The 20,251-nt window shown below is 57.5% G+C and carries 27 protein-coding genes and 1 riboswitch; of the genes, 7 read left to right on the top strand and 20 right to left on the bottom strand.

The annotated features are described in order from the left end of the window. Positions 1-142 precede the first annotated feature (142 nt). Both ABJI08_RS21650 and ABJI08_RS21655 read right to left on the bottom strand, forming a co-directional pair. Positions 143-832: an HAD family hydrolase gene (locus ABJI08_RS21650; protein ID WP_348404022.1), complete on the bottom strand. Its 690-nt coding sequence runs from the start codon at positions 830-832 to the stop codon at positions 143-145. Between the two features lie 81 nt (positions 833-913). Continuing rightward, positions 914-1,198 (bottom strand): DUF3572 domain-containing protein, encoded by a 285-nt coding sequence (locus ABJI08_RS21655; protein ID WP_348403927.1) that lies wholly within the window; start codon positions 1,196-1,198, stop codon positions 914-916. An 80-nt stretch (positions 1,199-1,278) separates the two neighbouring features. Here ABJI08_RS21655 and ABJI08_RS21660 point away from each other — a divergent pair, with 80 nt between their 5' ends. Further along, positions 1,279-2,697 carry a diguanylate cyclase gene (locus ABJI08_RS21660; RefSeq protein ID WP_348403928.1) on the top strand — a complete coding sequence of 473 codons (1,419 nt, stop codon included), beginning with the start codon at positions 1,279-1,281 and terminating at the stop codon, positions 2,695-2,697. 2 nt (positions 2,698-2,699) lie between these two features. Here ABJI08_RS21660 and ABJI08_RS21665 read toward each other — a convergent pair whose 3' ends face one another. The 4 genes from ABJI08_RS21665 to ABJI08_RS21680 all read right to left on the bottom strand — a co-directional run bounded on the left by ABJI08_RS21665 (position 2,700) and on the right by ABJI08_RS21680 (position 4,755). Next, a complete protein-coding gene (locus ABJI08_RS21665; RefSeq protein ID WP_348403929.1) occupies positions 2,700-3,200 on the bottom strand; it encodes a periplasmic heavy metal sensor in 501 nt (166 codons plus the stop codon). A 9-nt stretch (positions 3,201-3,209) separates the two neighbouring features. Then, on the bottom strand, positions 3,210-3,584 hold the full coding sequence (locus tag ABJI08_RS21670; RefSeq protein WP_348403930.1) for a hypothetical protein: 375 nt from the start codon (positions 3,582-3,584) through the stop codon (positions 3,210-3,212). After that, complete coding sequence (locus ABJI08_RS21675; protein WP_348403931.1) at positions 3,577-4,161, bottom strand: RNA polymerase sigma factor; 585 nt, start codon at positions 4,159-4,161, stop codon at positions 3,577-3,579. Before ABJI08_RS21675 ends, ABJI08_RS21670 begins: the two co-directional genes overlap by 8 nt. An 84-nt stretch (positions 4,162-4,245) precedes the next feature. Beyond that, positions 4,246-4,755 carry an EF-hand domain-containing protein gene (locus tag ABJI08_RS21680; RefSeq protein WP_348403932.1) on the bottom strand — a complete coding sequence of 170 codons (510 nt, stop codon included), beginning with the start codon at positions 4,753-4,755 and terminating at the stop codon, positions 4,246-4,248. A gap of 226 nt (positions 4,756-4,981) precedes the next feature. Between ABJI08_RS21680 and ABJI08_RS21685 the strand changes: the two genes are divergently transcribed. Then, positions 4,982-5,365, top strand: a complete 384-nt coding sequence (locus ABJI08_RS21685) for a DUF983 domain-containing protein (protein ID WP_348403933.1) — start codon at positions 4,982-4,984, stop codon at positions 5,363-5,365. A 26-nt stretch (positions 5,366-5,391) separates the two neighbouring features. Continuing rightward, entirely contained in the window at positions 5,392-6,096 is a 705-nt protein-coding gene (locus ABJI08_RS21690) for a DNA mismatch repair protein MutT (protein ID WP_348403934.1), read from the top strand. On the opposite strand, the gene ABJI08_RS21695 is transcribed toward ABJI08_RS21690, so the two are convergent. The 3 genes from ABJI08_RS21695 to ABJI08_RS21705 are packed head-to-tail and all read right to left on the bottom strand — an operon-like array spanning position 6,097 to position 8,127. Further along, positions 6,097-6,996: a DMT family transporter gene (locus ABJI08_RS21695; protein WP_348403935.1), complete on the bottom strand. Its 900-nt coding sequence runs from the start codon at positions 6,994-6,996 to the stop codon at positions 6,097-6,099. A 20-nt stretch (positions 6,997-7,016) separates the two neighbouring features. Further along, on the bottom strand, positions 7,017-7,928 hold the full coding sequence (locus tag ABJI08_RS21700) for a fatty acid desaturase (protein WP_348403936.1): 912 nt from the start codon (positions 7,926-7,928) through the stop codon (positions 7,017-7,019). Beyond that, positions 7,921-8,127: a DUF2061 domain-containing protein gene (locus tag ABJI08_RS21705; protein WP_348403937.1), complete on the bottom strand. Its 207-nt coding sequence runs from the start codon at positions 8,125-8,127 to the stop codon at positions 7,921-7,923. Before ABJI08_RS21705 ends, ABJI08_RS21700 begins: the two co-directional genes overlap by 8 nt. Positions 8,128-8,241: 114 nt before the next feature. Here ABJI08_RS21705 and ABJI08_RS21710 point away from each other — a divergent pair, with 114 nt between their 5' ends. Then, positions 8,242-9,099, top strand: a complete 858-nt coding sequence (locus ABJI08_RS21710; protein ID WP_348403938.1) for a helix-turn-helix transcriptional regulator — start codon at positions 8,242-8,244, stop codon at positions 9,097-9,099. Between the two features lie 37 nt (positions 9,100-9,136). On the opposite strand, the gene ABJI08_RS21715 is transcribed toward ABJI08_RS21710, so the two are convergent. The 5 genes from ABJI08_RS21715 to ABJI08_RS21735 are packed head-to-tail and all read right to left on the bottom strand — an operon-like array spanning position 9,137 to position 13,369. Beyond that, entirely contained in the window at positions 9,137-9,898 is a 762-nt protein-coding gene (locus ABJI08_RS21715; RefSeq protein ID WP_348403939.1) for an SDR family oxidoreductase, read from the bottom strand. After that, the gene (locus tag ABJI08_RS21720) at positions 9,895-11,367 is read right to left on the bottom strand and encodes a carnitine 3-dehydrogenase (protein ID WP_348403940.1); all 1,473 of its coding nucleotides are present in this window, start codon (positions 11,365-11,367) and stop codon (positions 9,895-9,897) included. The genes ABJI08_RS21715 and ABJI08_RS21720 overlap by 4 nt, the downstream gene beginning before the upstream one ends. Then, the gene (locus ABJI08_RS21725; protein WP_348403941.1) at positions 11,364-12,005 is read right to left on the bottom strand and encodes an SGNH/GDSL hydrolase family protein; all 642 of its coding nucleotides are present in this window, start codon (positions 12,003-12,005) and stop codon (positions 11,364-11,366) included. Before ABJI08_RS21725 ends, ABJI08_RS21720 begins: the two co-directional genes overlap by 4 nt. A gap of 3 nt (positions 12,006-12,008) precedes the next feature. After that, positions 12,009-12,458: a hypothetical protein gene (locus tag ABJI08_RS21730; protein ID WP_348403942.1), complete on the bottom strand. Its 450-nt coding sequence runs from the start codon at positions 12,456-12,458 to the stop codon at positions 12,009-12,011. Further along, positions 12,455-13,369 (bottom strand): 3-keto-5-aminohexanoate cleavage protein, encoded by a 915-nt coding sequence (locus ABJI08_RS21735; RefSeq protein WP_348403943.1) that lies wholly within the window; start codon positions 13,367-13,369, stop codon positions 12,455-12,457. The genes ABJI08_RS21730 and ABJI08_RS21735 overlap by 4 nt, the downstream gene beginning before the upstream one ends. Before the next feature lie 78 nt (positions 13,370-13,447). Here ABJI08_RS21735 and ABJI08_RS21740 point away from each other — a divergent pair, with 78 nt between their 5' ends. Next, on the top strand, positions 13,448-14,428 hold the full coding sequence (locus ABJI08_RS21740; RefSeq protein WP_348403944.1) for a GlxA family transcriptional regulator: 981 nt from the start codon (positions 13,448-13,450) through the stop codon (positions 14,426-14,428). Positions 14,429-14,438: 10 nt separating this feature from the next. On the opposite strand, the gene ABJI08_RS21745 is transcribed toward ABJI08_RS21740, so the two are convergent. The 6 genes from ABJI08_RS21745 to ABJI08_RS21770 form a co-directional block, all read right to left on the bottom strand. Then, positions 14,439-15,887 (bottom strand): cobyric acid synthase, encoded by a 1,449-nt coding sequence (locus ABJI08_RS21745; protein ID WP_348403945.1) that lies wholly within the window; start codon positions 15,885-15,887, stop codon positions 14,439-14,441. An 82-nt stretch (positions 15,888-15,969) separates the two neighbouring features. Beyond that, positions 15,970-16,314: a Lin0512 family protein gene (locus tag ABJI08_RS21750; RefSeq protein WP_348403946.1), complete on the bottom strand. Its 345-nt coding sequence runs from the start codon at positions 16,312-16,314 to the stop codon at positions 15,970-15,972. Then, the gene (locus ABJI08_RS21755) at positions 16,311-16,661 is read right to left on the bottom strand and encodes a Lin0512 family protein (RefSeq protein WP_348403947.1); all 351 of its coding nucleotides are present in this window, start codon (positions 16,659-16,661) and stop codon (positions 16,311-16,313) included. The genes ABJI08_RS21750 and ABJI08_RS21755 overlap by 4 nt, the downstream gene beginning before the upstream one ends. Beyond that, entirely contained in the window at positions 16,661-17,275 is a 615-nt protein-coding gene (gene cobO / locus ABJI08_RS21760; RefSeq protein ID WP_348403948.1) for a cob(I)yrinic acid a,c-diamide adenosyltransferase, read from the bottom strand. Before cobO ends, ABJI08_RS21755 begins: the two co-directional genes overlap by 1 nt. Positions 17,276-17,352: 77 nt before the next feature. After that, positions 17,353-17,937 (bottom strand): NnrS family protein, encoded by a 585-nt coding sequence (locus ABJI08_RS21765; RefSeq protein ID WP_348403949.1) that lies wholly within the window; start codon positions 17,935-17,937, stop codon positions 17,353-17,355. Beyond that, positions 17,841-18,506, bottom strand: coding sequence for an NnrS family protein (locus ABJI08_RS21770; protein ID WP_348403950.1), 666 nt, complete (start codon positions 18,504-18,506; stop codon positions 17,841-17,843). Before ABJI08_RS21770 ends, ABJI08_RS21765 begins: the two co-directional genes overlap by 97 nt. Positions 18,507-18,542: 36 nt before the next feature. Then, positions 18,543-18,753: riboswitch (cobalamin riboswitch) on the top strand. Between the two features lie 79 nt (positions 18,754-18,832). On the opposite strand from ABJI08_RS21770, the gene ABJI08_RS21775 reads away from it, so the two are divergent. Both ABJI08_RS21775 and cobW read left to right on the top strand, forming a co-directional pair. Then, positions 18,833-19,216 (top strand): DUF1636 domain-containing protein, encoded by a 384-nt coding sequence (locus ABJI08_RS21775; RefSeq protein WP_348403951.1) that lies wholly within the window; start codon positions 18,833-18,835, stop codon positions 19,214-19,216. Further along, a complete protein-coding gene (cobW, locus tag ABJI08_RS21780; protein WP_348403952.1) occupies positions 19,213-20,250 on the top strand; it encodes a cobalamin biosynthesis protein CobW in 1,038 nt (345 codons plus the stop codon). Before ABJI08_RS21775 ends, cobW begins: the two co-directional genes overlap by 4 nt. Position 20,251: the final 1 nt, after the last annotated feature.

Here is a 20,251-nt window from a genome sequence, read left to right on the forward strand (position 1 = left end):
GCCAATCTGCTGGCGCAGCAAAGCTGCTTGCAGGCTGTTGGGCATGGCTCAGCAAAGCTGAGCCTGAGGTTGCGCATCCCCGAGCCGTACGCACCAAATCAAAGCTGGATTTCGCATTTCACCGAGAACGGCGAGCCCGGATTCAGGTATTCAGCCAGGTCTCAATATGCCCGATATCCGGTAAGACCACATCTGCGTATGGCGCAAGATCAGCGGTGCCCGCCATGCCCGTCAACACAGCAATTGTCTGCATCCCTGCACGACGCCCAGCGATCAGATCGTGCGTGCTGTCGCCAACCATGACCACCCGCGCAGGATCAATCTGCATCTGATCGGCAAAAGCCAGCAAAGGCGACGGATCAGGCTTGGCACCATAGCCGCTGTCGAACCCGGCGACAAAGTCGAACATCTCTTCGATGCCGACGCCATTCAATTGAGCACGGGCCGAAAATTCGGAATCGTTGGTCATCACGCCCAACCGCAGTTTTCGCGCCGACAAGGCCGACAGAAACGGGCGCAACGGCACCGCGGGCACCAATGGCGCCCCGGCCGCATCCTGCATCAGTTTCAGCTCAATCGCCGCGACATCGCTATGCCCCATCGCATCGGCAACAGCTTCTGCAGCCTCTCGGTTTGTGCCCGCAATCACAAAGCTTTCCGGCAGGAAAGACCCCGCTTGCAGATCAAAGGCCAAGGCGTCAGCTAAACGTTTTTCGAGCGCCGGGTCGCCATCTGCAAAGTCGGTGATCGCGTTTGCGGCCCACACATTCCAGGTCGCGGCGAAATCAAACAACGTGCCGTCCTTGTCAAACAATACCCCGTCAACCTGCATACCGAACCCCTTGTGCCAGATCGCCCGACACTGCCCCGCCACGGGTGCGTTCACAAGCGCATTTCGCACCCCGGATTGCAATTATGTCCAATGCATACGCGCGGTGCCCAACAGAACCTGTGCGGCCACCATTGGGGTCTCATAAGCGACCTGATGAACATCGCAAAATGACACCACCCAAGCGTCATCCATCGTGATGAACTCTAATACCGATCCCAGAAAGCTGTGATCCCCCGCCAAAGTTTTCAGATCGTCCACTGATGCACCTGTTGACCCCAGAAACACCGGCAACAATTCGTCATTGGTAACCAGCCACGCCAGCGCCTTAAGCGCCAGAGTTTCAGCAGCATCCTCAGTCAGAGACATTTTTTCCACCTTCGAAATCTTTTCTTAACCAATGCGCATACAAATTGATTTAACCCTTTGGCAAGTTCTCAGGTCTCTCAATGACAGGACGAATTCTGATTATCGACAGTGTGGCCACGAACCGTATCGTGCTCAAGGCCAAACTGTGCGCGGCCTTTTATCAGGTCGAACAGGCGGCGGATGCCACCGAAGCGATGGCGATGATCAAACGCACGGCGCCCGATTTGATTCTGCTGGGAACTGACTTGCCGAATATGACCGGGCTCGCGTTGTGTCGCCGCTTAAAATTGCGGCGCGCCACATCACAGATACCGGTGGTCATGGTTGTGGATCAGGACACCCGGGTCCTGCGGCTCGAAGCGTTGGTTGCAGGTGCTGACGAAACCATCGCCAAGCCCTTGAAAGACAATCTGCTAATGGCACGAATCCGGAGCCTGATGCGGGCACGAGAGACGGTCGAAGACCTGAAACTGCGTGATACAGCGGCGCGCGTTCTGGGGTTTGCCGAACCTTCCGCCGGTTACGAAACACCCGCCTCGGTTTTCTTTACCACACCAACGCCGGAACAGGGGCTGGCATGGCGCAATCTTCTGAAACCTCTGGCCCCATACCAGACGCGACACCATCGCCTCGCCAACGCCTTAAAAAACCTGTCAAAATGTCCGGCGCCTGATGCGTTTGTCGTCTCGCTGGATGCTGACGCCCCAGAAGGAGGATTGCGGTTTCTGGCGGAACTACGCGCCCGATCCGCGACCCGCAGGTCGGCGGTGTTGGTGATCATGAACAAAGATGACGATGCAGCGTGGGTAGATGCGCTGGACCTTGGTGCCAATGACGTCATGCCCCACGGTTTTGACGCCGAAGAGGTCTCTCTCAGGCTTGCTGGTATGATCAAACAAAAACGTCTTGTCGACCGGTTGCGTCAAAATGTGCAGGATGGATTAGATGCCGCGGTGACCGATCCGCTGACCGGGTTGCACAACCGCCGCTATGCCCTGCCCCAGCTGGCGCGGATCACCCGGCAATCACAGGCGATGGGCACGCAATTCGCCGTTATGGTCGCTGATCTGGATCATTTCAAGACGATCAACGACCGTTATGGCCATAACGCCGGGGATGTTGTTCTGGCCGAAATCGCAAGGCGTATGCGCGAAACTCTGTCAGATGCTGACCTGATTGCTCGCATAGGCGGTGAGGAATTTCTGGTTGTTCTGCAGCGTACAGATCAAAGGAAAGCCACCGCTGTGGCAAGTCGTCTTTGCGAAGCGGTTCGCAACGATCCTGTCTATCTTCATGGGCGTGACATCCAAATACCGGTAACAGTTAGCATCGGAGTTGCTATGGGGGGCACCGAAAAATCCAAAGCCAATGGCAAAACCAAATCGAGAACCACCATGACCGGAACAGCCAATGACCTGATAGATGTGGCCGATCAGGCTCTTTATGGCGCCAAGGCAGATGGGCGGGATCAGGTCACAATGGGTCGTCCGGCCCACTGACTTTAATCGCGCTTTTCTTTTGTTTTTTTCTTGCTGCCGCGTTTCAGCACATCTTCCAGATCATCTGCATAAGTGGCACGTTCTGTGTCGGTCATCGAAAACACCCGGTCCAGCCAGATTTTTTGCGCCACTTTACGCCGCTGTTCGCCGCCGATGTCTTGTTGCGCAACCTCTTGCGTCAGCGCGTTCTGATCCAGCGGTGCCGCCCGTAACAAGCCAACAACCCGTTCATAGCTGCGCCGCGATCCCTCGCGATCAATCTCAGCCTGACGGTAGGCGTCGCGAATGGCCTTGCCAACGATGCGCTTGTCCTGAACATTCAACGCCCGCACATAGGGCGAGCCAAACCGGTCAGAGCGGTCACGGCTGTCACCATCGCGCATGTGTCCCACAACGGCCCCACCAACCACGCCAACCACCAACAGGTTCAGCGCCAGCGAGCCGATCAACAAGATCCGCACGCCGCGTCGCATTCCCGGTTTCTTATCGGTTTCATTGGCCATCACAGTCCCCTATTCCACCAGAAAGGCATAGTTTGCGTCGAGATCGGACAAAAAGCTGTCCTGTCCGTTCGAAAGCAACGTTGCCCCAATACCGTCCGCCATAAGGCTGGTCGACCCGACCACGCCAATCCAGACACCTGCCGCCGCCGCAGTAGCCAGCCCGGCCACAGACGGCCAGCCGCCCAACGCCTTCAACAACACGTTCCAAAGCCCGGGTTTATCCTCGGTCCTATCTGCAATCTGCGTGGTGGGATCAGGCTGCATCGCTTCGGCATCCGCAAGTACCCGCGCCAGAAAATCCGACGAAGGGGCGGCGCTGGCATCCGTTTTGGCAACGTCGAACAAGGCATCCAGCATCATTTCGTCACGATCCGTATCAGTCATCTGAATACCCCAATGCTTCCTTCTGGCCTGCCAGCGCTTTGGCCAGCATCCGTTTTCCACGCGCCGTCAGACTTTCTACAGCCTCGACGCTAATTTCCAAAACCTCGGCAATCTCAGGATTGCCCAATCCCTCGATATGACGCAAAACCACTGCCTGACGCTGACGCTCTGGCAAAGTGGCCAACGCGGCCTGCAGCGCATCAAGCCGTGCCTTTTCCTGCATCGTTTCAAGCGGCCCCTTGGCGTCATCCGCAGGTTCCGCAATCGAATCCAACCCAACTCCGCGCGTTTTGCGCAGCCGGTCTGTGCATAAATTGGCAACCACGCGGTACAGCCATGTCGTCACCTTGGCCTCGCCCTGACGCCATTCCGGCGCGATTTTCCACAACCGGATCAACGCCTCTTGCGAGACATCTTCGGCTTCAGCCCGGTCTCCCAGCATCCGAAAGGCATGCGAAAACACGCGTGGCGTCAGGCGCAACGTCAATGCGCGCGCCGCTGCCCCGTCCCCGTTGGCATAAAGCACCAACAAGGTTTCATCGGGGATATCAGCCTGTGTGTCATAGGGCATGTCCATGGGTCCTGATGGCTAGCCTCTTGCGTTCAAACTTGCAATCTTGGACGGGCGCTTTTTGCGCCCGTCCCAACCTGACTTCTGGGTTTAGTTTTGCTCGGAGTCAGGCTGCCCATGGCGTTTCTTGCCTTTACGGCCGTCGCGCATCTTTTCGCGAGCAGCTTCGAATTCTTCCTTCGAAATCTTGCCATCGCCATCGGTGTCCAACCGGTCAAACATCTTAGCGGTCCGATCACCTTTGGGCTGCATTTCTTCCGGGCTCAGAACCCCGTCGCCATTTGCGTCGCGACGTTCCAGCATCTTTTCGCTGCCTTTTTGGGCGCGATCTTTCATGCGCTGCTCCATTGACGCCTGCAACTCTTCGGCGCTCAGCGAGCCGTCACCATTGGTATCGACCTTGTCGAACCGGGCTTGTGCATGTGCGGTCAGCTCGTCTTGCGACAGGAACCCGTCCCCATTAGTGTCGACTTCTTCAAAGTTGATCTGTGGTCCGTGATGCCCGCGCATCTTGCCACCAGACCCTTTTGCCGAAGCAGCCACGGCCGTTACGCTCAGCGCTGCTACAATGATACCTGTGATAAAGTAGGTGCGTTTCATATCTCAGAACTCCTATAGTCTTTTCTTTGCTCTGCTTCCTGAACCCGGCCTCTTGCCCGATTTCTGATACTAAAACGCGCCTGCCAATCTTTTCCGTCGAAAAAAATAAACTGGTATGCTAAGGACCATTTTTGCGACATCGGGACGCAAGGCGTTTTGTACTCTTTCAAACAGAGACACGCAGCCTCATCTTGGTGGGGGACGAGCGAGGACGAAAATGAATACCATGACTGCTAAGGCGGAAGACCGACCTATGTGGCCAGCCCTGAGAAAGGGTTGGCGACGCAAATGCCCGAATTGTGGCGGCGGGCAGATGCTCAAGGGCTATCTGAAAGTGCGCGACCATTGTTCGGTCTGTAAACTGGATCTCAGCCAGCACCGGGCCGATGACGGGCCGGCGTATCTGACGATTCTGATCGTGGGCCATCTAATGGCACCGTTGCTGCATATTGTATTCGTGAACTGGCGGCCCGAGCCGCTGATCATGTTTACTATCTTTTCGGTTGGCGCTGTTGCCCTGTCACTCTACCTTTTGCCCCGGCTCAAAGGGGTGATTGTGGCGTTTCAATGGGCCCGACGCATGAACGGATTTTCCGATCCGTGCGTCTGATCCTGCAATCCGGGTAAAGGGCAGACATGGCAATCGACAAAACAGCTATTCGTGACGCGGCAACCGTTATTGTGTTGCGTGACCGTGAGAACGATCCGCATATTCTGATGGGTCAGCGCGGCGCCAAGGCTGCGTTCATGCCTAACAAATTCGTGTTTCCCGGCGGCGCTGTCGACCGGGAAGACGCCGATATCCCGCTGGCCACTCAAATGCCCGACATCTGCCGCGACCGGCTTGGCGAAGATGCGGACCCTGCACTGGTGCACCCGTTGGGCGTGGCTTGTATCCGTGAATTGTGGGAAGAAACCGGGCTTATACTGGGCACACTTGGGTCCTGGGACGTAAATCCGCCCGCAGATTGGCAAACCTACGCCGAAACCGGCCACGTGCCCTCGGCGCAAGCACTGCAATTTGTATTTCGCGCCATCACACCACCGGGACGCCCGCGCCGCTTTGATGCCCGGTTCTTCCTATTGGATGCCGACGAAATCAACACCGATCTGGATGATTTTTCCGCCGCCTGTGACGAGCTTTCGCACCTGCAATGGATCGCTTTGCCCAAAGCCCGCGAATTCGACCTGCCCTTTATCACCGAAGTTGTTCTGGCCGAGGTCGCAGGCCGCGTGCATGACACTGCACCGCCTGCCAATGTACCATTCTTCAAGAATGGCGACGAAGAAAGCCTGTTCAAACGTCTCAAAGGGCGCATAGCGAACCCCGCCGACGAATAATCACCCCAGCACGACAAGCCCCAGAATGGACACCGCCAACAAGGCGATGCCAAGATATTCACGCCCGCTGATCCGTTCGCGAAAAAACAGCAAAGTCGCGATTATTCCGAACACCAGCTCAATCTGGCCCACTGTTTTGACATAGGCCGCGTTTTGCAGCGTAAAGGCGACAAACCAGCTAAACGACCCGGCCATGCTGGTCAGCCCGACAAACCCGGCGCTGCGCCACGCGCCCAGCACCCGTCCCACTTCGCCCGGCTCGCGAAACCGCAACCAGATCCACAACCCGATCATCTGCATGCTTGTCACTGCCGCCAGCGTGACCAACGCGCGCAGCATCGGCAAGTCCGAGGCCACGGTCAGCGTCGCGCCGCGGTAACACACCGCCGACACACCAAAAAGCGCCCCTGCGCTCAGACCCAAAGCGGCCGAAGGCGTCACAATTTTGCGCCATCCCACGCCGCCCTCAACCGGACCTGACAGGACCAGCACACCTGCCACGCCCACGGCAATGGCGATTGTTCCGGCGCTGGAGATTCCCTCGCCCAACACCACCAAACCGATCAACGCCGTCAGCAAAACTTCGCTTTTGATAAAGGTCATACCGACGGCAAAATTGCGCCGCCCGAACAACATCACGGTACAGACGGTTGCCGTGATCTGCGCCACGCCACCAACCGCCCCAAACCCCCAGAACCGCAGCCCGGGCCACGTGACCTCTGGAGCAAAACCCCACAGAACCACGCCCAAAATGGCCACGGCCAAAGGTGCGGAATACACAAACCGGGCAAACGTGGCCCCGGCGGCAGACAACGACACCTGCGCCAGATGCTTTTGCAACATAAAGCGCACCGTTTGAAACAACGCTGCAGCGATCGAGGCGACAATCCAGAATTCCATGCAGCCTTACTGCCTGCCTGCTACGACTTTGGCCAGAGCGGATGTGGCACCGGATCTTTGCGCACCCGGAAATAGCGTCGGAACACCTCGGCATAAGACCGATAATAATAGCCTCCGTTGCGCGCCAGATAGCGCGCCCGGTTATCGCGGAACATTTTTGGCAATTGATACCACGGCATTCGCGGATGCGCGTGATGCACCACGTGCAGATTGTTGTTCAGGAATATCCACGACAACGGCCCGCGATCTTCGATAATCACGGTACGTCCACGCGCGCACTCATGCGCCTGATGCTCCAGAAATGTTCGGATTTTCAGGATCGACAGCGCCAGATAGGCCGACATCAGATAGGCCCAGACCGGCATTTGCGCCACACTCATCATCCACCCCACAACAATTGCCAGCGCGGGAATATGCCACAACCAACCGCGCAACGTCGCCTTGTCTCCGCCCCGGATAGCGACCCGGTCAGAGGTCATGAACGCCACTTGCGCCACGATTGGCCCAATCAGCAATCGCCCCGCCAACGTGTTGTTAAAGCTCAGAACCTTACGTCGCCAACGCGGCAGATCAGCCCAGATTTCCGGGTCCTGATAATTGCTCTCGGGATCGTCATAAGGATCGGTCAGGATCGCATCCAGATGATGCGCCAGATGCGTATCGCGAAACCGCAGATAGGGAATGAACACTCCAATCGCAGGAAATACCAATGCCTCGCTTAACGCGCGAGACCGGAACGGATGCCCATGTAACACTTCGTGGCTCAGTGATGAATGCAGCGCCATCGACAATGTTGTCACCACAATCCCGGCAGGCAACCACCAGTCCGCAAGCCAGATCGTTCCCAACCCAAACGCGCTATAGCATAAGACGATCAGCGCCAAAGTGGGCCATTCGACCCCCAAAGATTTGCGGCGCGCTTTGTCAGACATGCAGCCGACCCCACCGCACTTTGGACCAGACACGCTCGTAAATCACATACAACGTCAGCCCGATGCCGGTATTGATCACCGCCATTTTGCCCCCCGTCTCCAATGATCCGGTTGCCACCACCCCAACCAGCGCCATCACAGCCAGTCCAATTGCATTCCAGATCATTGCCTTCAGAATTGAACGCCGTCGGGTTTCCATTTCGTTACCTTGCCTGTTTTTCGGATGCCTCACGACTTTGTTACCGACAGGGTGTGATTTGCGAAATTCTGAATATGATTAACAAAATTCAGCATTGATGATATAAATCATCATATGACTGAAATTATCGACAAACGCCTGCGCGCCGACCGTTTTCGCCAAAGGCTCGCGGCCGCAATGCAGGGTCAGGGCATGACGCAAAGCGCCCTGTCGCGCCGGATTGGCGTTGACCGCTCCACCGTTTCGCAATTGCTCAAAGACAAGGGCGCGCGTCTGCCCAATGCGCAGGTCGTCGGAGAATGCGCCGCCGCATTGGGTGTTTCGGCGGACTGGCTGCTTTCGCTGACCGACCGTCCTGAAAGTGCCGCCGACATTCTGGCTAATTCGCTGACCGTGACCCATGCCCCCCGCGCGCTGGTGGATGAGCAGATATTCAACTGGCATCAAGAGGCCGCAGGCTACAAAATCCGTCACGTCCCGGCGAGCATGCCAGATATGCTCAAGACCAACGACATGCTGGTTTGGGAATATTCCCCGCATCTGGGTCGCACCACAGAACAGGCGATCAACGCCTCGCGCGACCGGCTGAACTGGATGAGCACATCACAATCGGATTATGAGATTGCGTTACCCCGGCACGATCTGGATAGCTTTGCACGTGGCACCGGCTATTATCGCGGGGTTCCATCAGACGTGCGGCGCGAACAGCTCGACAAATTTGCCGAGCTCACCTCAGACCTTTACCCACGTCTGCGCCTCTATCTGTTTGACGCCCGCCGACTTTATTCCAGCCCGATCACAATCTTCGGGCCGCTCCTCGCGGTGCTCTATCTGGGCCGCAACTACCTTGCGTTTCGCGACACTGAACGGGTCACGTCCTTTACCGAACATTTCGACAATCTTGTGCGCCAGTCCGACATCACTGCACGCCAGATCCCGGATCACTTCGCAGGCCTCAAAACGCTGATCTGATCCGCCAGCCATCACGCCGGGAACAGGAACCGCGTCGTTATACTTTTGGGTCCGGGTTCACCGTAAACCCATCCACCGCGATCACCTGTCCAGACACCAGCCGCGCCGCGTCTGAGGCCAGAAATACAGCCATCTCGCCAATATCGCGCGCCTCAACAAACCGGCCCATCGCCGTACCGCTGGCATAACCATCATAGACGTCATCGCGCGACATGCCCTTTTCGGCGGCTTCACGCTCCAGCACACCCTCCATGCGTGCGCCTTCCACGGCACCGGGGCAAATCACGTTCGCCCGCACACCATAAGGCCCCAATTCCATCGCCAAGGTTTTGGTCAGCCCGATCACCGCCCATTTCGCCGCCGCATAGGGGGCGCGGTACGGATAGCCATATTGCCCGGCGGTGGAACTGGTCACAACAATCGCCCCGCGCCCGGCGGATTTCATCATCGGGGCGGCGTATTTTGCAGCCAGAAAAGCACCCTCCAGATTGACCGACACGCAAGACTGCCAATCCTGCAAGGATACCGTCTCTATCGGCGCTGTGGGACCTGCGATACCTGCATTTGCGCAAAGCGCATCCAACCCGCCCCATTGCGCGTCAACCTCGGAAAACATCGAAGAAACAGCGGCTTCGTCTGTCACGTCCACCATACTGCGCTGCCAGTGATCCGGCACAGATGCCAGCGCAGCATCATCCTTGTCCGACACCCACACCTGCCATCCGGTTTGGTCAAACGCTTCGCCCATCGCGCGCCCAATACCAGACGCACCAGCCGTGATCAGAACCCGCCGCGTCACCGGGGTTGTCCAACATATCGCCCTGCCCCGTCAGGGGCCGCCAACCCGGACTGAGCCGCGCTGATCATCTCAAGGTTCTTTGCAATCTCGGGACTGAACGGCGCCGGACGCCGGGTCTCAAGACTGACATGGATCAGGATATGCTCCCCGGTTGCCAACAGCGTCTCCCCGGCAAACATCTCGTGCCAAACATGCATTTTCTTACCCTCAGCCATCAACACCCGGGTGCTGATCTCGATCACCGACCCCAGATGGGTTTCATCAATGTGGCGGATATGGGTTTCTGCGGTGAAAAAGCTGCCACCAGTCGCGATATAGGCCTGATCACAGCCGACAATCTCCATCAACCGATCCGTGGCATCCGCAAACGCCTGCAGATACCGGCTCTCGGTCATGTGCCCGTTATAATCCAGCCAATCCACCGGAACCGCCCGACGCACCGTGACAATGGGCAACGACGGATCAACGATCTGATCTGTGCGCCGGACCATCCCGGCCTCTTCGGAAATCTTCGCGTCATGCTTGTTCAACACCGCACCCGAGGCCCAATCCCGCGCCTTGAGCGCGCGCATCATCGACACCAGGTTGTCGTCGCGAATGCGCTCCATCTCGCGAATGCTCATATGCCCGGATTGCGCATCTGATTGCCCTGCGATCAGATCAACCAATTCGTCCGTGAATTCCGGCACATCCATCAGCTTTGTCCATGGCCATTCCAAAGCCGGGCCAAACTGCGCCATGAAATGCTTCATCCCGGCTTCGCCCCCGGCCACACGATAGGTGTCAAACAACCCCATCTGCGCCCAGCGAATGCCAAACCCCATGCGGATGCTTTCATCGATTTCCTCGGTTGTGGCCACGCCGTCCTTGACCAGCCACAACGCCTCGCGCCAGACTGCCTCCAGAAACCGGTCCGCGATATGCGCGTCAATTTCCTTGCGCACATGCAATGGATACATCCCGACCGAGGTCAGCAATTCCTTGGCCTGCACCACCATTTCGGGTGGGTTCTTTTCGGTTGGCACCACCTCGACCAGCGGCATCAGGTAGACCGGGTTAAACGGATGCGCCACCACAATCTGCCCGGGCCGCGTTGCACATCCCTGCAATTCGCTCGGTTTGAACCCGCTGGTCGAAGACGCCAGAACCGCACCCGGATCGCAATGCTCCTGCAGCGTCTGATACACCTTGCGCTTCAACTCCAACCGCTCGGGCACGCTTTCCTGTATCCAGACCGCTCCGGAAACCGTCTCAGACATCGTCGTATGAAAGCTCAGCCGCCCTTCTGCTGGCAACGCCGTATCGCTTAACCCGGGCATTGACCGGCGCGCATTGTCCAGAACTTCGCCAATCTTACGCGCAGCGTCCGGGTCAGGGTCAAACACCCGCACATCCCACCCGTTCAGCAGAAACCGGGCCGCCCAGCCTCCGCCAATGACACCACCACCAATTATCGCTGCTATTGTCACGTCGCATTACCCTGCATCATTGATTGTACTTTAACCGCAATCGCCGCCCCCAGCGCGCGATGCGCTGCGGCATCGAAATGCACCCCTTCGTCCGGGTGACTTTCAATCACGCCCCCCGCATCAAAAAACGCCACCCCCTGTTCCTGGGCCACGTCCGCGAATTTCGCCGCCAAACCTGCGCTGCGCGCCTCGGCCCCGGTAAAAACCTCGGCCGGATCGCCGCGCTCTAATACCTTGGGCGGACATACCAACAACACTTGCTCCGGCAGGCCGCTGGCCAACGCAATTTCCACAAGCCGCCCTGCCCCCAGCGCGATATCACGTCCTGTTAATCCAAACCGCGCCTTGTGATCGTTGGTGCCCAGCATCAAAACCAACACCTCCACGGGCCCGTGGGTTTCAAGCACGGCCTTTATCATCCGGCGTCCATTGCGATACGGGCCCTCGATTGGATCATCATGCACCGTAGTACGGCCAGGATGCCCCTCTTCGATCAGATGCCAATCAGGGCCCAAATCCCGCGCCATCACACAAGGCCAGCGCACATCACGCCCCCAGCGGCGCACATCGCCAAACTCTGGCAACATCGGACGTGAACCATGTGTATTGCTGTCTCCAAAACATAAAATTTCAGGCATCGCTCATTCCTTATCCTTTGGATCGACCATGCACCGCACCAGATTGTCAGTCACCCCGGTTTCATCGACGATCAGCAAGCGATCCTCATGGGTCACCATGAAAATCTGCGCCTGAGTGTACTCAAATCCAGCGTCCAGACAGGTTGTCGAGATGGCCCAGCTTTGCCCCACGCCGATTTCGGACACGCTTTCGATCTCACAGCTCCATTCGATCCCGAAAAACCCATCGCGTCCAAACCATGTTGGGGTCTCATCCCCCACATCGCCAGCCCGGGCGCACCAGCTTGCGTTCCCGCTCCAAAATCCCTCCCAGCGTGGCGCGTCCTGCGCAGCTAGCGCTGCAGGAACCACCGCTGACAAAATAACAAGCCCGGACCGACGCAATACCGACGGGATACCGACGCAATGCCGAAACGTGTTTTCGGCCACGTTTGCGGCCCGAGCCAGCTTCACTGATCGACCGGCGCGCGCTTGGTCAATCCAAGCTTGGCGCGTGCATCTTCTGGTCCAATGACCCGTGACCCCATGTTTTCAACAATCGTCTGCGCACGTTCCACCAGTTGCCAGTTCTCTGCCAAAACACCTTTTTCCAGCCACAGATTATCCTCTAGCCCAACCCGAACATTGCCCCCGGCCAGCACGGATGCCGCGACATAAGCCATCTGGTTGCGCCCCAGCGCAAACGCGCTGAACGTCCAGTCGTCCGGCACGTTGTTGACCATAGCCATGAACGTATTCAGATCATCCGGCGCGCCCCAGGGCACCCCCATGCACAGCTGAACCAAGGCCGGGCTGTCCAGAACGCCGTCTTTAACCAACTGTTTTGCATACCACAAATGGCCGGTGTCAAATGCTTCGATCTCGGGCTTAACCCCAAGCTCTGTCATCATTTTTCCCATTGCCGTCAGCATGCCCGGCGTGTTGGTCATCACATAATCAGCTTCTGCGAAATTCATTGTTCCGCAGTCAAGTGTGCAGATTTCCGGCAGGCATTGCGCCACATGTGCGACCCGCTCTGTCGCGCCAACCATGTCGGTGCCGTCCACCACCGGAAACGGCGCTTCGGTCCCGCCAAAGATGATGTCGCCGCCCATCCCGGCAGTCAGGTTCAGAATGACATCTGTGGCGCTGTCACGCACCCGGTCCGTGACTTCGCGATACAGCGCCATATCCCGGCTGGGCGCGCCAGTGTCCGGGTCACGCACGTGGCAATGGACAATCGCCGCACCAGCTTTGGCAGCAGCGATCGCACTGTCAGCAATTTGTTTGGGAGACCGCGGTACATGAGGGCTTCGATCCTGTGTCCCCCCTGATCCGGTCACAGCACAGGTGATAAACACATCGCGATTCATTTCCAAAGGCACGGCACTTCCCTCTCTTCAGTTGCCCCCACTATCCCCCGGCTTGCGCCGCACAACTTTTCATTTTACGAATTTTAATTAATGAAACTCGCAAAAAATATCTATTCTCCGGACACATCGCCGCTGAAAACGGCGATCCTTGTTCTGGACGACTGCAACACACTCAGCTTTGCCGCAGCAGTGGACCCGATGCGCGCTGCCAACCGACGGGCCGGAAAACCCTTGTTTAACTGGGAGTTTTACACTGCCTTAGGTGCCCCGGCGCATCTGACCAGCGGTCTGAGGGTCGAAGGCGCGCCCATCGCTGATCTTGTGCAATGTGATCTTCTGATCATCGTCGCGGGATTTCGGTTAAAAGACCACGCAACTCCGCGTTTGCTGTCCAGCCTCAAGCGGTTGGCACGTTTTGGCACGCCAATGGCCGCCATCGATGGCGGGCCGTATTTGCTGGCCAGTGCCGGGTTGCTAGATGGGCATCAGGCAACAACGCATTGGGAAGATCTGGATGAATTTGCATCACAATTCCCAAATATTCAAACGCGCCGCGATCGGTTTTGTATCTCTGGCCCCTTTGCCACCAGCGGCGGCGCTGCCCCATGTATCGACATGATGTTGCATCTGATTGACGCGCGGTACGGATCGGATTTGGCCCAAAGCGTGGGTGGCGCGTTTTTGTACGATCCCATGCCCGCCGGGCAGCAAAGCCCACGCTCAACTCCGCGCCCTGTCCGGCACCAACCCCAAATTGCCCGGGCTCTTGAGTTAATGGAAACAACACTGGACGACCCCTTGCCGCTTGCACGTATCGCAGCCCATGCAGGCGTTTCTCTGCGCACTCTTGAGCTTCGGTTTCGCGCCCATCTTGGCCGCTCGCCCAAGGCACATTACCTGTCGTTACGTTTGGCCGAAGCACACCGGCTGGCAGCAGACACATTGCAACCGGTTCACGACATCGCACTGGCAACCGGTTTTGCCTCTCCGTCCAGTTTTTCACGGGCATTTCGCGCGGCATTTGGCACCACAGCACGCGCGGTCCGGCAAGCTCAATCGGCACGAAAATAGACCCGTGAACCTATCGTGCAGTCGCCAGAATTTGTTCTACATCAAGGTGTTGTTCGACATGGTCAGCCAGCTGGTCCAACACGCGCTGCACTGTCACGTCATAACCGTCCGTCTGTGCCATCGCGCCAAACCCCTGCAGCCAGGCAGCCCGGAAATCATCATCACGAAACATACCGTGCAAATAGCTACCCGCGATCCTGCCATCCGCGCTTGTGGCACCTTCGGCGCGAGACTCCACAGTGGCAAACGGACGCGCCCGGTCAGCGCCTTCGGTCCGGCCAATATGAATTTCATAGCCCTGAAAGCTTTGATTTGTGGCAACATGAACCGCGCTCGCTTCCGTCAACCGCTTGTCCGGTGACATCACGGTTTCCACATCCAGAAAACCCAAGCCTTCGGTATCTCCTGCAGGGCCTTCTATGCCTTCCGGATCACGAATAACGCGGCCAAGCATCTGATACCCCCCACAAATTCCAAGCACATGCCCGCCACGCCGCACATGCGCCTTCAGGTCAATATCCCAACCCTGCGCCCTCAGAAAAGCCAGATCACCCCGGGTCGACTTGCTGCCCGGAACAATCACAACATCCGTATCACCCGGCAATACCTGCCCGGCCCGCAACATCGTAACGCTCACACCGGGTTCCTGTAGCAACGGGTCTAAATCATCGAAATTGGCAATCCGGGACAGGCCAAGACACACCACATTTAACGCACCGGAACGCTGCGCATCGCGAATGTCCAGACCATCTTCTGCCGGTAATTTCCACGCTTGATCGAAATAAGGCAGAACCCCAAATCCGCGCCAACCGGAGTGTTTCTCGATAAACGCGTACCCGTCGTCAAACAGGCTCGGATCACCGCGAAACTTGTTGATCAAAAACCCGGATACCAGCGCCGCGTCGCCCGGATCGATGACCGCTTGCGTGCCGATGATCTGCGCAATAACCCCGCCCCGGTCGATGTCTCCCGCCAGAATAACGGGCACATTTGCGGCTTGGGCAAACCCCATATTGGCAATGTCCCCGGCTCTCAGGTTCACTTCAGCCGGGCTGCCTGCGCCTTCAACAATCACGAGATCATGCTGCGATTTCAGGCGATTAAAGCTCTCCATCACGCTTTTCAAAAGCTGCGGCTTTAGTTTGGCATAATCGCGCGCCCTGGCCGTGGTCAGCCGTTTGCCCTGCACAATCACTTGCGAGCCGACATCCGATTCCGGTTTCAGCAAAACCGGGTTCATGTCCACCACCAGCGGCACGCCACAGGCCAGGGCCTGCAATGCCTGCGCCCGCCCGATCTCACCCCCATCGCTGGTCACGGCGGCATTGTTGGACATGTTTTGGGGTTTGAATGGCGCCACCGACAGCCCACGCCGCGCGGCCGCGCGGCACAAGCCCGCCACCAACATGGATTTGCCCACATTCGACCCTGTGCCTTGTATCATTAGCGCGCGCGTCATCCGGCATCCCTCAGAACCGTGTCAGATTGATACCCGACGAACCGCATCATTTCCGGCATCAGAATATGCAGACGAGCGCAATTCACCCCTGTTTCCGCAGAAACGCTTCAACGGCGGCGGACGCCACCACGATCACATTGCCAGTGTCTGGATTGGTCACGTTCAAACCGCCAAAAACCGCCGTAACCGTCGCCTGTCCACGCGGCAATCCGGCGACCAACGCCGCACAATCCACCTTATCCGGCTCTTGCACGCCCACAGTCACCTGAACCCGCATCTCGCCATGATCCATCCCCAAAGCATCAAACATCGGGATCGTCGAATGGCGGATCGCGTCCTCAATGGCCCGGGACGCGGCTTTGGTATAGTCCTGACCGTATTGGTCATTTCCCATGCCCATCTCAATAATGAACCGCTGATCGCTCATGCCCCGGTCTCCAGATCAAGCGCTACCGAGATGGCGACATTCGCAATAACGGTTGGATTTCCACCATCCGCGCGCGGCACATCCAGCCCGCCCGCCACCGGAAGAACCGTGACCTGACCATACGGAAAAATCGACGCCACCTTGTCGACGGCGATCTTGTCAGGTTGCTGCACACCAACCTCAACCGTAATGCGCATGTCTTCTTTTTCTTTGCCAAACAGCTCGGCCAGATTGATCGAATTGTGCCACAACGCATCCTTCACCGCACGACAAGCAGCTTCGGTATAATCCTGACGGCGCAGGCTGCTGCCCATTCCGAATTCTGTGAGAAGCCTCTTATCGACCATCAGAATTCAACCCCCTTCTGCGCCTTAATACCGTCACGGAACGGGTGTTTCAGCAGCGTCATTTCTGTCACCAGATCAGCGGCCTCGATCAGTTCAGGCTTGGCGTTGCGGCCGGTCAGCAAGACATGCGTCATGTCGGGTTTTTCGGTCAGAAGAAAATCGACCACATCGTCGATGTTCAGATAGTCGTTGCGCAGCGCGATGTTAATTTCATCCAGCATGACAAACTGGTTGGCAGGATCACGGATCAGGTCTTTGGCCAACTCCCACCCGGCCTCTGCCTTGGCAATGTCACGTTCGCGGTCCTGTGTTTCCCATGTAAACCCTTCTCCAGACACATGGAATTTCACCTCTTCGGGGAAATGTGTTTCCAGAAATGCGCGTTCACCGGTGGCCATGGCGCCCTTGATAAACTGCACAACCGCAACCGGCATATCATGGGCGATACAGCGCATGATCATGCCAAATCCGGACGATGATTTGCCTTTGCCGGGGCCGGTATGCACGATGATGAGACCTTTTTGGTCGGTTTTGCCCGCCATCATGCGGTCGCGGGCGGCCTTGATTTTCTTCATCTTTTCGGTGTGGCGGGTGTTTTGGTCTGTCTCGGACATAGAGGCCTCATGAGCGTACGCATTTGCCGGGCAAAAAAGCATAGCGAAACTGCAAGCACAAGGCAGGTGGCGACGTTTCAGCGGCTGCGCGCGCCACTGAACACCGGGCGTGGCACGGGTCCGTGCAATAACGGCAGGAGTGTGAGGAAATAAATCAGCCAGCCGAAGCACCATGCGATGGCGGCAAAGTCCAGAACTCCTGCCATGCGCAAAACTGTCGCCAGAGTGATGAGAGCAAAGCACAAAACCACAGGTCCACGAACTCTGAGACCGTCGTCCATACGATGCGCAAAAGCACGCGCTGAAACGGCCATGATCAGGCCCCCCATCGCACCCATCGTCAAAGCGTGGGTCGCCCCGGACGTCCCGACGCCGCCGATAAAAAACAGCAGTAGTCCTATCGGCAACCACATGAATCCAATCACCAGCATTGCAAGAAGTGGGTCGCGTAAAGCGGCCCGCAATGGCCACCGGACCATCTGGACGATAAGCACAAACGCAACCAGCGCAAAAACCGCCTCGCCAATCTGCTGATGTCCAGCCACGAATACCACGTTTCCAACGATCAGCAGGACCATCCCAGGCCAATTTTGCCAGACAGGTATGACTGAACCGGTTCTACCCGCCCGTTTGTCGGCAGTGTCCAAATACGCGGGCACCATGCGTCCCCCACCACGGTCAACAGCACCGCACAGCCAAGGACCGGCCAGATAAACCGGGCTTGATCAATCATCGGCATAGCATAGATCCAGATCGCTGACCCAAAACCTGCTGCAAGACAAACCGCCACAAAAAATGGCCGGCCTGCTTTTCCTCCCTGCTGTGCTTCACGCAGCAACAGGGCAGCAATGCCCCAGAAAAACCCCAGCGTTGTGACAATGGCCACCCCTTCTGCCAAAGCACCGCCAAGCAAAAGGCAAACACGTGTGGCCGTCCAGAATGATGCAAGCATCACCAGCGCCACGCCGCCCACTGGGGCGCGGCCTGTCCAACTGCTGCAGGCTGTCAGCAAATAGCCCGCCACCGCGGCGCCACCAAACCCAAAAACCATCTCGTGAATATGCCATTCCAGGGTCAGCCCTAGATTCGGCCAAATCTGATTTCCCCACTGCCATAAAGCCACGCAAACAGCCGCCCAAATCGCTGATAGCGGAAACATTACGCGAAAAGATGCGGCCCAAAAGCCGGTTTTCGGCCAAACCCGGTCGCTTAGGGGACGATCCGATACCAACGGGCGACTCTCCTTCTTGACAAAGCCTGCCTTGCTGCCTCACTTGGGCGCGCTGGTGCCTGTTCTAGGACAGGTGAATAGGGAATGCGACACGCGGTTTCACAAAATCGCCAAGCGCAGCCGCCCCCGCGACCGTGACCGGAGAGGTTGCCCAATGCCACTGGTTTTCCGGGAAGGCAGGGTCACCGAAGGCCAGATGGGCCGAAATCCGCAAGCCGGGAGACCTGCCAGCGACTGAGTTGACGTAAACCGGACGGGGTGTTTCCGGTGTCGGGCTGACGCATGGCAACCCGTCCCTTCCCCCCGTCCCCGCAAGGGAAGAGTCCATGACCGACCCCAAGGCACCTGTCGAATTGCTGGTCTGTACGACCTGCCGCGCTGGCGCACCAACCGATCAGGAAGGGCCCCGCCCCGGCACCCAGCTGTTTGAGGCACTTCAAGGCTGTAAATTGCCAGACAACGTCACCCTGCGCGGTGTCGAATGTTTTTCGAACTGCGATTTTGGCTGTTCAATCACATTACGCGGTGGTTCGGATCGCTGGACTTATGTTTATGGTCAGTTCACCGGGTCTAAGGACGCTGATCTGATCGCAGACGGGGCCAGTAAATACGCTGCAACGCCAGATGGTCTTGTGCCCTGGCGCGAACGCTCGACCCATTTTCGCAAAAACTGTATCGCCCGTATCCCACCCCAGGAGATCCCTGAATGAGCACTCTCGAAAAACTCCCCGTTACTGTGATCACCGGATTTCTGGGGTCTGGCAAAACCACCCTGATCCGCAACTTGATGCAGAACCCCCAGGGCAAACGTCTGGCTGTGATCGTCAATGAATTTGGCGATGTTGGGGTCGACGGCGACATCCTGAAATCCTGCGCGATCCCAGATTGCCCCGAAGAGAATATTCTGGAGCTGGCCAATGGATGCATCTGCTGCACAGTCGCGGATGATTTCATTCCTACCATAGAAGCGTTGATGGCGCTGGAACCACGCCCCGAACACATTCTGATTGAAACCAGCGGTCTGGCGCTGCCCAAACCTTTGCTCAAGGCGTTTGACTGGCCCGATATTCGCTCAAAGATCACCGTAGATGGCGTCATCGCGCTGGCCGATGCCGAAGCTGTTGCGGATGGGCGCTTTGCGCCCAACGTGGCCGCTGTTGATGCACAGCGCGAGGCGGATGGCTCGCTGGATCACGAAACACCGTTGTCCGAAGTGTTTCAGGATCAGGTATCTTGCGCCGATATCGTATTGTTGACCAAGCCGGATCTGGCAGGACAGGCTGGTGTGGCCAAGGCCAAAGAAATGGTGCTGGCCGAAGCCCCCCGCCCATTGCCAGTGGTCGAAGTCGCCGAAGGCGAAGTTGATCCGCGCATTATTCTGGGGCTTGGCGCCGCAGCCGAAGACGACATGGACAACCGTCCAAGCCATCACGACGACCATGACGATCATGAACATGACGATTTCGAAAGCGTCGTGATTGACATCCCGGAACAAAGCGATCCGGCCGCGCTGGTTGCGAAAATCGAAAAGCTGGCCAAGGATCAGAACATTCTGCGCGTCAAAGGCTATGCGGCTGTCTCGGGCAAACCGATGCGGTTGCTGGTTCAGGCCGTTGGCGCTCGCGTGCGTCACCAGTTTGACCGCCCATGGAAACCAGATGAAGCGCGACAAGGTCGAATGGTCGTGATTGCTGAACATGACGACGTCAATGAAGAAGCGATCCGCGCGGCGCTGGTGGATTGAT

Source organism: Shimia sp. (genome assembly GCF_039969785.1).
Classification (GTDB): domain Bacteria; phylum Pseudomonadota; class Alphaproteobacteria; order Rhodobacterales; family Rhodobacteraceae; genus Shimia.